14 protein-coding genes are annotated in these 12,177 nt (G+C 64.1%); 7 read left to right on the forward strand and 7 right to left on the reverse strand.

Annotation, left to right across the window (positions count from 1 at the left end):
- Window positions 1-97: 97 nt before the first annotated feature.
- Entirely contained in the window at window positions 98-283 is a 186-nt protein-coding gene (locus N7650_RS12145; RefSeq protein WP_009394625.1) for a hypothetical protein, read from the forward strand.
- 75 nt (window positions 284-358) lie between these two features.
- Here N7650_RS12145 and N7650_RS12150 read toward each other — a convergent pair whose 3' ends face one another.
- Together N7650_RS12150 and N7650_RS12155 are read right to left on the reverse strand one after the other, a co-directional pair.
- Complete coding sequence (locus tag N7650_RS12150; protein WP_009394622.1) at window positions 359-1,108, reverse strand: TerC family protein; 750 nt, start codon at window positions 1,106-1,108, stop codon at window positions 359-361.
- Window positions 1,109-1,145: 37 nt separating this feature from the next.
- Window positions 1,146-1,382, reverse strand: a complete 237-nt coding sequence (locus N7650_RS12155) for a hypothetical protein (RefSeq protein WP_009394620.1) — start codon at window positions 1,380-1,382, stop codon at window positions 1,146-1,148.
- Between the two features lie 133 nt (window positions 1,383-1,515).
- Here N7650_RS12155 and nhaR point away from each other — a divergent pair, with 133 nt between their 5' ends.
- Entirely contained in the window at window positions 1,516-2,421 is a 906-nt protein-coding gene (gene nhaR, locus N7650_RS12160; protein WP_009394618.1) for a transcriptional activator NhaR, read from the forward strand.
- Here the strand turns inward: nhaR and N7650_RS12165 are convergent.
- A complete protein-coding gene (locus N7650_RS12165) occupies window positions 2,402-3,550 on the reverse strand; it encodes an MFS transporter (RefSeq protein ID WP_064303853.1) in 1,149 nt (382 codons plus the stop codon). The two genes, nhaR and N7650_RS12165, sit on opposite strands and share 20 nt — an antisense overlap.
- 175 nt (window positions 3,551-3,725) lie before the next feature.
- Between N7650_RS12165 and sstT the strand changes: the two genes are divergently transcribed.
- Both sstT and N7650_RS12175 read left to right on the forward strand, forming a co-directional pair.
- Window positions 3,726-4,934, forward strand: coding sequence for a serine/threonine transporter SstT (gene sstT / locus N7650_RS12170; RefSeq protein WP_009394614.1), 1,209 nt, complete (start codon window positions 3,726-3,728; stop codon window positions 4,932-4,934).
- Window positions 4,935-5,031: 97 nt separating this feature from the next.
- On the forward strand, window positions 5,032-5,676 hold the full coding sequence (locus tag N7650_RS12175) for a DUF480 domain-containing protein (protein WP_009394612.1): 645 nt from the start codon (window positions 5,032-5,034) through the stop codon (window positions 5,674-5,676).
- A 119-nt stretch (window positions 5,677-5,795) separates the two neighbouring features.
- On the opposite strand, the gene N7650_RS12180 is transcribed toward N7650_RS12175, so the two are convergent.
- Window positions 5,796-6,608 carry a shikimate 5-dehydrogenase gene (locus N7650_RS12180; RefSeq protein ID WP_009394609.1) on the reverse strand — a complete coding sequence of 271 codons (813 nt, stop codon included), beginning with the start codon at window positions 6,606-6,608 and terminating at the stop codon, window positions 5,796-5,798.
- Window positions 6,609-6,781: 173 nt separating this feature from the next.
- Between N7650_RS12180 and N7650_RS12185 the strand changes: the two genes are divergently transcribed.
- On the forward strand, window positions 6,782-7,141 hold the full coding sequence (locus tag N7650_RS12185; RefSeq protein ID WP_009394608.1) for a hypothetical protein: 360 nt from the start codon (window positions 6,782-6,784) through the stop codon (window positions 7,139-7,141).
- 95 nt (window positions 7,142-7,236) lie between these two features.
- A complete protein-coding gene (locus N7650_RS12190; RefSeq protein ID WP_009394607.1) occupies window positions 7,237-7,419 on the forward strand; it encodes a hypothetical protein in 183 nt (60 codons plus the stop codon).
- 133 nt (window positions 7,420-7,552) lie between these two features.
- Here N7650_RS12190 and N7650_RS12195 read toward each other — a convergent pair whose 3' ends face one another.
- Genes N7650_RS12195 through N7650_RS12205 form a run of 3 tightly spaced genes read right to left on the reverse strand, consistent with a single transcriptional unit; the run spans window position 7,553 to window position 10,934 of the window.
- Window positions 7,553-8,662, reverse strand: a complete 1,110-nt coding sequence (locus N7650_RS12195) for a carboxylate-amine ligase (RefSeq protein ID WP_279898396.1) — start codon at window positions 8,660-8,662, stop codon at window positions 7,553-7,555.
- Between the two features lie 3 nt (window positions 8,663-8,665).
- Window positions 8,666-9,619, reverse strand: a complete 954-nt coding sequence (locus N7650_RS12200; protein ID WP_279898398.1) for a class I SAM-dependent methyltransferase — start codon at window positions 9,617-9,619, stop codon at window positions 8,666-8,668.
- Window positions 9,603-10,934 (reverse strand): iron-containing redox enzyme family protein, encoded by a 1,332-nt coding sequence (locus N7650_RS12205; protein WP_009394604.1) that lies wholly within the window; start codon window positions 10,932-10,934, stop codon window positions 9,603-9,605. Before N7650_RS12205 ends, N7650_RS12200 begins: the two co-directional genes overlap by 17 nt.
- A 268-nt stretch (window positions 10,935-11,202) precedes the next feature.
- Here N7650_RS12205 and pbpG point away from each other — a divergent pair, with 268 nt between their 5' ends.
- On the forward strand, window positions 11,203-12,129 hold the full coding sequence (gene pbpG / locus N7650_RS12210; RefSeq protein ID WP_037058468.1) for a D-alanyl-D-alanine endopeptidase: 927 nt from the start codon (window positions 11,203-11,205) through the stop codon (window positions 12,127-12,129).
- Window positions 12,130-12,177: the final 48 nt, after the last annotated feature.

Raw genomic sequence — 12,177 nt, forward strand, 5'->3', positions numbered from 1 at the left:
ACTTGGACCTTCGGTCAATAGCCTGAAATAACTGACCGTCTAGACTTATCAGGTGTCTGAGTTACAGGTCCCGCCTGTACTGAAGAAGGAGGCACCCATGAGCCTGACCATGGCTATCTTCATGTTGATCGCAGCCTGGCTGAGCGTAGCCGCTGCCATGTTGTGGGGTGTACTGCGCATCGCCCGCCGCCACCATTTGCACCACCAGGATCCGCATGCAGCGACCAGGCCGGCCGCACCAGCCCATCGCCGGGCTGGCCGTCGTCACGCCAACGCGCACTGATCCGCCAGCCGCCTGCCATAAAAAAGGGGCTCCCGAAGGAGCCCCCAAACTACAGCACGCAACAGATCCGGTTGATCAAACCTCGCTGGCCTCACGGCGCTGACGAGCCCTGCGCGACATGATGTTGAGCACCTCGATCGCGGTAGAGAACGCCATCGCTGCATACACGTAGCCTTTCGGCACATGGGCACCGAAACCTTCGGCGATCAGGGTCATGCCGATCATGATCAGGAAGCCCAGTGCCAGCATCACCACGGTCGGGTTGTCGTTGATGAACTTGGCCAGCGGGTCGGCGGCTACCAGCATCACGATTACGGCACTGATTACCGCGATGATCATGATCGGCAGGTGTTCGGTCATGCCCACGGCCGTGATGATGCTGTCGATGGAGAAGACGATGTCCAGCAACAGGATCTGACCGATGGCCGCTGCAAAGCCCAGGGTAATGGTAGACGAGGCTGCCGATTCTTCCTTGGCCCGGGGATCCACGCTTTCATGGATTTCCTTGGTGGCTTTCCACAGCAGGAACAGGCCGCCGGCGATCAGGATCATGTCCTTCCACGAGAAGCTCTTGCCGAGGATGTCGATCACCGGCTCGGTGAGCTGCACGATCCAGGCCACGGTGCTCAGCAGCGCCAGACGCATCACCAGGGCCATGGAGATGCCGATGCGGCGGGCCTTGGAGCGGTACTCCACTGGCAGCTTGTTGGTCAGGATGGAAATGAAGATGAGGTTGTCGATACCAAGGACGATCTCCATCGCCACCAGGGTGGCCAGGGCGACCCAGGCGGTCGGGCTTGCAGCGAGTTCCAGCAGGTATTCCATGTATCAGGTCCTGAGAGGGGGTTATTGAAAAAATAGATCAGATTTTCTGGCCGTCGGCGTCCTTGCTGTCTTCCTTGTCGGTTTTTTCCGAACCGGTGGCTTCGCTCAGCGCCTGCTGGGCCGCTTCGTTGGTCTTGTCGATGGCCTGCTTGGCCGATTCGGCCGCCTGGTTGAGCATCTGCTGGGCGGATTTTTCAGCCTGCTCGCAGCCACCCAGGGCGAACAGGGCCATGACCAGCACCAGCGGTGTACCAATGGATTTGAGATAGAGCATGTCGTCCTCACTGCAATGGCGTCGGCGCGCGAAACGTGGCGCCGCAATGGGAGGCATTCTAGAGAGCGGAAAACTTCAGAAAAATTCGTATTTTCAGCGGTTATACTTCGGTTTTTCCGAATCGGCACCTCACATGCTCAATTACCGCCAGCTCCATTACTTCTGGGTCGTGGCCCGCACCGGCAGTATCGTGCGCGCCTGCGAACAGCTGAACCTGACGCCACAGACCATCAGCGGGCAGATCAGCCTGCTCGAGCAGACCTATGGCATCGAGCTGTTCCAGCGGGTCGGGCGCCAGCTGGAGCTGACGGAAACCGGGCGCCAGGCGTTGTCCTACGCCGAGCAGATGTTCCAGATCGGAGGCGAGCTGGAAGCCATGCTGCGCGCGCAACCCAACGAGCAGCAGGTGCTGTTCCGCGTCGGAGTAGCCGATGTGGTGCCCAAGTCCATTGTCTACCGGTTGATCGCCCCGACCATGGAACTAGCCGAACCGCTGCGCATCAGTTGCCGCGAAGACAAGCTGGAGCGCCTGCTCGCCGACCTGGCGATCCAGCGCCTGGACCTGGTGATTTCCGACAGCCCGATGCCCGGCCACCTGGACATCAAAGGCTATAGCCAGAAACTGGGCGAATGCGGCATCAGCTTCCTCGCCACCCCGGAACTGGCCGGGCGCCAGCCGCTGCCCTTCCCCGCCTGCCTGCAGCACGCGCCGTTGCTGATTCCCGGCCAGGAGACCATGGTGCGCAACCGCCTGCTGCGCTGGTTCGCCGAGCAGCAATTGCAGCCGCGGATCGTCGGTGAATTCGACGACAGCGCGCTCATGCAGGCCTTCGGCAAGTCCGGCAGCGGCATATTCATCGCGCCCAGCGTGATTGCCGAGGAGGTGTGCCGGCAATACGGTGTCGAACTGATCGGCCAGACCGACGCCGTGACCGAGTCGTTCTATGCCATCTCGGTGGAGCGCAAGGTCAAGCATCCGGGCATCGTCGCCATCACCGAGGGTGCGCGCCGCGAGCTGTTCAACTGGCCACTGGCTTGAAGCGGCTCAGCCACAGGGCCAGGGCCACCGACAGGCCGATCAGCAGCGCAGCGACCTGACCGACACTGCCCAGGCCCAGATGATCGATCACCAGGCCGCCGATCACTGCGCCCAGGCCAATGCCAAGGTTGCCCCCGGCGATATTCAACGAGGCGCCGAAAGCCGGTGCCGAGGGTGAAGCCTTGATCACCCGGACATGACTGACCAGGAACAGCGCCGCCTGGGTCGAGCCCCACAAGGCCAGGGCCAGGATCAGGCCGACCGGCGAGCCGATCGCCGGTACCACCACCAGCAAGGCGATCACCAGCAGCGCGCTGAAGCCTGCCGACGCCAGCAACGGATGACGATCAACCGCCCGGCCCCCCAGGCTGTTGCCAATCAGGCCCACCGCACCGAAGCCCATCAGGTACCAGCCGACCAGCTTGCCGTCGAAGCCGGCCAGGCGCTCCAGCAGGTCTGCCAGGTAGGTGTAGGCGGTGAACATGCCGCTGAACACCAGCACCGACAACAGCACATGCCCTTGCAGCAGGCGCCCGCGCAGCACGCCAAACTGGCTGCGCAGCGAGGTGGCCTCGCTCTTGCGCGGGGTATGCGGCAGAAAGCGCCATAGTAACAGGGCCTTGGCCAATGCCAGCAGGGCCAGCACGCCGAAAGCGGCGCGCCAGCCCCAGGCATCGCCCAGCAGGGTGCCAAGGGGAATGCCGAAGACCATGGCGCAGACCACGCCGAAGCTGATCTTGCTGATCGCCCGACCGGCATAGGCCGGGCCGACGATATCCACCGCCGTTTCGCTGGCCAGCGACCAGAACACCGGCAACCCCAGGGCCGGAACCAGCCGCGCCAGCGCCATTACCCAATAGTTCGGCGCCAGCGCTGCCAGCAGGTTGGACGCAGCGAACAGCAGCAACACCCCGACGAACAGGCGCTTGCGCTGGAAACGCGCGCACCAGGCGGTCAGGAAGGGGCCGCAAGCGGCCACGGTGAAGGCGAACAGGGTCACCAGCAACCCGGCACGGGGCACGCTGACCCCCAGGTCGCGCGCGATCCCCGGCAACAGGCCGACAATAAGGAATTCGGTGGTCAATACGGTGAAGCCGGCCGCGGCCAGCAACAGAATGGGCAAGAACATCCAGGCTCCAACGGTGAGCGCGTCGGCTCGAAACGGCCGCGCATGGTAACAGCGACAGCGCCGGCAGACCTACCGCCGGACGGCACCTTGGGTTGGGGCAGGCACTCTATGCTAGAGTTCCGCCCTTTTTCCGGCCGGCCTTGCCGGCGTCTGCCAAGACCGAGAAACAACCCTTATGCTGCCCGTCCTCACTCTGCTCAACCGCACCAGCCTGGTGCTGCAAATCGTCATCGGCCTGATCGCCGGCATCGCCCTGGCGTTGATCGCGCCAGGGGTCGCGGCCAACCTGGCCTTCGTCGGCAAGGTTTTCGTCAGTGCCCTGAAGGCGGTGGCGCCGATCCTGGTGTTCGTGCTGGTCATGGCCTCCATCGCCAATCACAAGCAGGGCCAGCAAACCCACATCCGGCCGATTCTCGCCCTGTACCTGTGGGGCACCTTCGGCGCGGCGGTTGTCGCGGTGGTGGCGAGCATGCTGTTCCCCTCGACCCTGGTGCTGAACACCGGCGAAGCGCAGATGAGCGCCCCCGGCGGCATTGCCGAAGTGCTTCAGGGACTGCTGCTCAGTGCCGTGGACAACCCGGTCAACGCCCTGGTCAACGGCAACTTCATCGGCATCCTGGTGTGGGCCATCGGCCTGGGCATCGCCGTGCGTCACTCGGGCGACACCACCCGCAGCGTGCTGGATGACCTGTCCAACGGCGTGACCATGATCGTGCGCGTGGTGATCCGCTTCGCCCCGCTGGGGATCTTCGGCCTGGTGGCCTCGACCCTGGCGCAGTCGGGCCTCGACGCGCTGCTCGGCTACCTGCACCTGCTGACCGTACTGATCGGCTGCATGCTGTTCGTGGCCTTGGTGATGAACCCGCTGATCGTCTGGTGGAAGATCCGCCGCAATCCGTTCCCGCTGACCCTGCTGTGCCTGCGCGAAAGCGGCATTACCGCCTTCTTTACCCGCAGTTCGGCGGCGAACATCCCGGTCAACCTGGCCCTCAGCGAGAAGCTCGGCCTGCATGAAGACACCTACTCGGTGTCCATTCCCCTCGGCGCCACCATCAACATGGCCGGTGCGGCGATCACCATCACGGTGCTGACCCTGGCGGCCGTGCATACCCTGGGCATCAACGTCGACCTGCCGACCGCCGTGCTGCTCAGCGTGGTCGCGGCAGTCTGCGCCTGCGGGGCCTCGGGTGTGGCCGGCGGTTCGCTGCTGTTGATCCCGCTGGCCTGCAGCCTGTTCGGCATTCCCAGCGAAGTCGCCATGCAGGTGGTGGCCGTGGGCTTCATCATCGGCGTGCTCCAGGATTCGGCGGAGACCGCGCTGAACTCCTCCACCGACGTGCTGTTCACCGCCGCGGCCTGCGAAGCCGAAGCCCGGCGCGCCTGATACCGTTCGCGACCGATGGCCTCACGCCATCGGTCGCTTGTGTTTTACCCGCCTGCGCCCCTAGGCTATGACCCTTTTCATGCAAAGAGACAGGGCCATGTCCGACGAGCACGATTCTTCCGCCACTGCCCGATTCACCCCCGCCGAAGTGCGCATCCTTGGCTCGCTGATCGAGAAACAGGCGAGCAGCCCGGAAACCTATCCCCTGACCCTTAACGCGCTGATGCTGGCCTGCAACCAGAAAACCAGCCGCGAGCCGGTGATGAACCTGACCCAAGGCCAGATCGGCCAGAGCCTGCGCAGCCTTGAGGGCCAAGGCCTGGTGCGCCTGCAGATGGGCAGCCGCGCCGACCGCTGGGAACAGCGGGTGGACAAGGCACTGGAGCTGGTGCCGGCGCAGTTGATCCTGATGGGGCTGATGTTCCTGCGTGGGCCACAGACCCTGAACGAACTGCTGACCCGTAGCCAGCGCATGCATGAGTTCGCCGACACCGAGGAAGTGCAGCACCAACTGGAGCGCCTGGTTGCCAGGGACCTGGCCCTGCACCTGCCGAAGCAGGCGGGGCAGCGGGAAGATCGTTATACCCACGCGCTGGGGGATCCGGAGGAGATCGAGGCGATCCTGGCCGCACGCCAGCAAGGGCCGGAGCGGGTCGCCAGCGGGGTTTCGGCGGAGCGCATCGAAGCCCTGGAAGCGCGGATTGCGGCGCTGGAAGAACGCCTGGCACGGCTAGAGCAATGATTTGATCCGACCGGCCTCATCGCTGGCAAGCCAGCTCCCACAGGTCAGCACAAACTTCAAGACCTGTGCAGTACCTGTGGGAGCTGGCTTGCCAGCGATGAGGCCCGAAAGAGCACCCTCTAAATCCGGGCGAAAGCCACCGCCAGTTGCACCTGTTCCCGCGTCGGCCGCACGCCGGTATACAGCACGAACTGCTCCAGCGCCTGCAAGGCAATCACCTCCAGCCCGGTGATCACCCGCTTGCCGCGCGCCTCGGCGGCCAGGATCAAGGGCGTGCGCGCCGGCATCGCCACGACATCGAAGACCACCCGGGCGGCATCGATCAGCGCTTCGGAAAACGCCAGCTCCTGCGCCTCCACACCACCGGCCATGCCGATCGGCGTCACGTTCACCAGCAACGCCGGACGCAGATCCCCGACCTCCGCCCGCCACTCATAACCACAATTCCCCGCCAGGCGTCGCCCTGCCTCTTCATTGCGAGCGATGATGGTGCCATTGCTGAACCCGGCATCCCGGAACGCACAGGCCACCGCCTTGGCCATCCCGCCGCTGCCGCGCAACGCCAGCGACCACTGACGATCGAGCCCATGCGCCTCGATCAAGTGCCGCACCGCGATGTAGTCGGTGTTGTAGGCCTTCAGATGCCCGTCGCTATTGACGATGGTATTGAGCGAGTCGATCGCCGCCACCGACGGATCCAGTTCGTCCACCAAGGCGATGCTGGCCTCCTTGTAAGGCATCGAAACCCCGCAGCCACGGATCCCCAAGGCACGGATCCCGGCGATCGCCCCCGGCAGGTCGCGCGTGGTCATTGCCTTGTAGTAGTAATCCAGCCCCAGTTGCGCGTACAGGTGGTTGTGGAAGCGTACGCCGAAGGTGCCGGGGCGGCCGGCCAGGGAAATGCACAGGACGGTGTCTTTGCTGGGGGTCATGACGAACTCCGGAAAACCACGAAAGCCGACAGTATGCCCAAGCCCGCGCCCTACCGCTGATCGGCCCTTACAAAACCTTTACCAAGGGCCCCGGCGAAAGCTTTCGAAATAGCGGTCATAGTGGTAACCCGACCCGCTGTATCGGGCGGCGTTATGCTCTGCGAGGAATCATCATGAAGCGTCATATACCCGGTATTGCCTTGCTGATCGGTGCCCTGGCCCTGTCTGGACAAGCCTCCGCCCACGGCGGTGGCTGGGGTGCAGGTCCGGTCATCGGTGCAGCCGTAGTGGGTGCCGTGGTCGGTGCTGCCGTGTCCGGTGGCCCGGAACGGACCGTGGTAGTGGAACGGGCCCCGGCGTATTACCCGCCGCCACCGCCTGCGCCGGTCTATTACCAGCCGCCACCCCCGCCGCCACCGGTGGTGTACTACCAGCCCTACCCGGTCGTGGAGCGCTATGTGCCGGCGCCACCACCGCACTACCACCGCTACTATGGCCCGCCGCCGGTCTATTACGGCCCGCCGCGCTGGTAGTGGATTTCATCAATGAACACTATTGAGAACACTGATTTCACCACAGCCCGCGTGACACGTAAGGTTGGCGGCATGACCCAGAGGGAGTACTCGCCATGGCCACCATCAGCATCATGTCCGTCGTCGGCAGCGCCGTTCCATCTCCACTGAGGGATGTCGGATTGCTGGTTTGCTGGTACCTGGTCCGTGACGGCGAGAAGATCGGTGGCCCGATCCTCTCGCTACCCGATGCCGAAGCAAAGGCCCGTGATATAGCAGCCAGGTCCTTCGAGGCATAGCTCAACGAAACATAGCTCCGCGAAACGTAGCTCCATGAAACATAGATCCATGAAACATAGCTCCGCGAAACCGTCTTTCCCTTGTGCGTTGCTCCGCACACCTCCCCTTGCCCCGCCTTCATGGCGGGGCTTTTTATTGCCCTGCGGTTTCGTCCAGCAACCCTTTCACCACCAGGCGCAGCGCCTGCGCCTCGCTGGCCCCGCTTTGCCGGGCCAGGGCGAAGGCAGTGAGCTGATGATCGGCACTGCTGCCGAACAACAGGATGGCACCGGCCCGGCTGAAAGCGTCCCGCGCTTCAGCGCAGCCAGGCTGGAGGATATCCATGGTCTCGGTCAGCCACTGCTGCGCGGTCAGCGAGCTGCCGTCCTCGCCAATGAATTGCCCGCGCCGTCCGAGGCGCATGGCTCGCCAATAGTTTTCCTGCTCGCGCCAAAGGGCCTGCTGGTCAGGCGCCCTGCCTGGTACCGGTTGCCTGATGGCCCATTCGACCATCTGCCGGAACAACCCGGCGATGCACAAACCGTCTTCCAGGCGCGGACAGGCATCGCTGATGCGCAATTCCAGGGTCGGGAAACGTGACGACGGCCGCAGCGCCCACCAGCAGTCGCCATCCGTACGCAACGAACCCGTACTGCGCAACCACGCCAGGTAATCCTGGTAATGCGCCCAGTCGTCCAGCGGTTCCGGCAGGCCCATGCGCGGCCATTCCCCGCACAGCACCCGCCGATAGCTGCAATAACCGCTGTCCTGCCCCTCCCAGAAGGGTGACGACGCGCTGAGCAGCAGCAACAGCGGCAGCCAGCGCCGCACCCGGTTGCTCACGGCAATCCGGTCGACCCCAGCGGGTACGCCGACATGCACATGCAGCCCACATACCACGCTGCGCCGGGCCACCTGGCGATAATCCTCGAACAACTGGCGGTAGTGCGCCTCTGCCGTCGGTCGCTGCTGGCTCCAGCCACCCAAGGGATGACTGCCGGCGCTGAGCAGCCCGACGCCGTCCGCCGATAGCTGCAGCGCCAGCCGCTCCCGGCGTGAAGCCAGGAAATCCCGCGCCTGGGCCATGCTGTCGAAGACCGGAGATACCAGCTCGACCTGGCTGCGGAACATCTCGGGAGCGAAATGCTCCCCGAAGACCTCGCGACAGGCTGCCAGCACCTGCGGCGGTGGGTCGTAGAGCAGGCGTCCGCTGGCCAGGTCCAACAGCAGGTATTCCTCCTCGATGCCGAAGGTGCAGCCCATGGCTCAGCTCCGTCGCGTCACGGTCAGCGCCACGGCGGCGATGCGCTCCACCCGTTCATAACCCGGCTCGAGCAATTGTTCGCCGAACACGTCCGGGTCCAGTTCCTCGTAGAACCAGGCCCACTGCGGCTGGTCGAGCACGTCGCGCAGGGCCTCGAGGAACGGGTCCTGCCCGTCTATCATGGCCACGCCGGTGTACAGCAGCAGGCTGCCGCCCGGGGCCAGGCGCTCCAGCGACTCACGGACCATGCGCAGCGACAGCCCTTCACCAAGCCGGCCGCCGCCGTGCCGGTAGGTGCGCTGCCGGGCATCGAGCATGTACGGCGGATTGGCGACGATCAGGTCGAACCGGCCCGTGATGCCTTCGAGCACATCGCTGTACTCCACCGTGACATTGGCCAGTTCGGCCAGCGCCACGTTCACCGCCGAATAGCGCAGCGCCAGGGGATTGATATCCAGCGCGCTGACCTGGGCATGGGGCCGCGCCCGGGCGATCAGCAGCGCGCCGATCCCGGTGCCGCAGCCGATCTCGACAGCATGCTCGATCGGCGCCGTTGCATGTTGCAAGTGCGCCTCGATCACCCGTGCGAAGCGATAACTGTCCGGCCCGAAGAACACCGCATCCGCCGTGTCGGTGGGGAAGCCCGAATGCACCAGCAACAGGTCATGCACGCTGGACCAGCGCACCTGGCTACGCAGCAGCCCGTCGTGTGGCCGGACGATGCCGGCCTGGCGCATGTGCTGCAATTCGTCCGGCGACAACAACGACTCATCGAACCCCAGGTTCCAGCCGAATACATCGCGCAAGGTCAGCGCCGGTCGCGACGCGTTCTGCTGCTGGTAGCGCTGCTGGGTCAGCGGGGTAACGCAGGTGAAGCGGTAGCCATCGGCATGCAGGCGCCGCCCCAGGTGCAACAGGGCCTCGTCGCTCAGGCGTTGCTCATCGGTCAATTGCATGGCAATGCCCTCCCTTGAGGCCGGTCAGTTGAATGTAGCGACGGGTGGCGGCCAGGCCCAGCGGCGTGGCATGGCGGTCACCGGCCATCTGCTCGATCAGTTCGGCAATCGACAGCTCCCGTTCCGGCCGAGGCCGCTCGACCTCCGGGAACAGCACCGGCACCGAACGGGTCTTCGGCGCCTGCCAGTCACCGGCGATCCAGTCATGCAGCAACTGCTTTTCATAAGGGCTGAACACCCCGAACATCGCTGCCTGCGGGCCTTCCACCAATTGCCAGAAACGGCTCTCGGCGGGATCGCGATCACGCAGGATCCAGCGCTGGCGCTGCAACGCATCGAGAAAGGCCGGAAAGCTGCCGGGCGCGGAGAGCCATTCGTTGACCGTGCGCCCGTCGAACCGGCAGCGGTCCGAATGCAGGTGCTGGGCGAAAACCCGTTTGCGCTCAAGGGCGGCCAACAGCTCGCTTTCCAGGTCGAAGCCCGCAGCCACGTCCATCGAGCCTGCGCCCAGGTCGTTCAGGCGATAGCCCCGGGCCAGGCGCCTATAGAACTCATCGCCGCCCTGCTCCGGCCAGAACTGCCGCACCGCCTCCAGGGCCTTGTTGGCGTGGCCGGTGCTGGCATTGTCGATGGTCACGTGCAGGCGGAAGTAATGCGGGTCGATGCCCAGTTCGTCCAGTTCATGACTGCTGATCAGCAGGTGCAACGGCAGTTGCTCGTAGCCCAGGTTGTAGCCAAGCACCTCCGGGAAGAATGCTTCGCTGTTGCAGCCCAGGGCCAGTTGCAGCGCGCCTTGCAGATAACGCTCATCGGCCAGCGGCACCGGCTCGTGGCAGCCTTGCTCGGTGAGCAGGCGGCGCCAGATCACCACATGGTTGCAGGCCGGGTCGCCATCGCCCAGTTCCTCAAGGTAGATGCGAATGAGCCCGTGGTAACGCGGGTCGTCCCAATGGGCCAGCACCCCATGCAACCAGGCACCATCGACAGCCTTGGTCGGGGTGACCTGCTGAAGGAAATACAAGGCGTGGGCCCGGTTGCTGAACATGCGGCGCGGTGCTCCAGCGCGGCGCTGCTCAAGGTAATCGGCATAGCGCTGGGCGACCTGCGCATTGCGCTGCTCGATCCAGGCGCCCAGCTGCCCAGCAGACGCCGGCAGATCGTCGCCCAGGGCATCGGCACGGCGCAGTTGGGCCGCCAGCCATTCCTCACTGCCCGTCACGCCACCGCGCAACAGCTCAAGATACAGGTTTTCAACACCACCCCCGTGCACCGCGGGGCTGGCCTTCACGTCGTCCAGCTCGGGCATGCGTCCCATGATTGAATCCCCTGCGCAAACTCTGTTGGCTATCTATGCAAGGGAGGATCCCGGGCGCTGACTAGTTCAGATTCTTTGCGCCAGGGCAGGATGAGTTGCACGGGGCTTTTAGCTGCCAGTTGGTACCAGCTGATTAAAGTTTATTCATATTCGGACTAAGCAACGGGCGGCAATCGACAGGCTCCAAGCCATACTCCACAATGTCACGCTTAGAAAAATAAAAAACCTTGCCTTGCCAACGACATACCTTCTTTTAGTGAGCACCTACGTGAAAACCTCTCTCTCGATCTTCAGTCTGCTGCTAATGCTCACTGGTACCGTCGGCGTCACCGCCAACGCCGTCGCCCAACCCGCTTCCGCCCTCGAACAGCGCGACCCGTCCAAGCTGCACCTGGCTTCCGGCAGCGCCATGCTGGTCGATCTGCAGACCAACAAGGTGCTGTATTCCAGCCATCCCGACATGGTGCGCCCGATCGCTTCGGTGACCAAGCTGATGACCGCCATGGTCGTACTCGATGCCAAGCAGCCGATGGACGAGATGCTGACCATGACCATCGCCCAGACCAAGGAAATGAAGGGTGTCTACTCGCGGGTTCGCCTGGGTAGCGAACTGAGCCGCCGCGAGACCCTGCTGATCACCTTGATGTCTTCGGAAAACCGCGCTGCCGCGACCCTGGCCCACCATTACCCGGGCGGCTATGGCGCCTTCATCAAGGCGATGAACGCCAAGGCCAAGGCCCTGGGCATGACCAGTACCCGTTATGTCGAGCCGACCGGCCTGTCGCCGAGCAACGTCTCCACTGCCCGCGACCTGACCAAGCTGCTCATGGCCGCGCGCAACTACCCGCTGCTGAGCGAACTGAGCACCACCCGCGAGAAAACCGTGGCCTTCCGCAAGCCCAACTACACCCTGGGATTCCGCAATACCGATCATCTGGTGAACAAGCCGAACTGGGATATCAAGCTGACCAAGACCGGTTTCACCAACGATGCCGGCCACTGCCTGGTGCTGCTGACGAAGATGGACAACCGTCCGGTGGCGATGGTGATCCTCGATGCCTTCGGCAAGTACACCCACTTCGCCGATGCCAGCCGCATGCGCCAATGGCTGGAAACCGGCGCGACCAAGCCGGCACCGGCGGTAGCGGTGCGCTACAAGGCAGAGCGCAGCCAGAATCGGCCGCAGGTGGATTGAGTTTCTAACCTTAAGAACACCTTGGCCCCTGTGGGAGCTGGCTTGCCA

It is taken from the genome of Pseudomonas sp. GD04058 (assembly GCF_029836855.1).
Lineage (GTDB): Bacteria > Pseudomonadota > Gammaproteobacteria > Pseudomonadales > Pseudomonadaceae > Aquipseudomonas > Aquipseudomonas bharatica.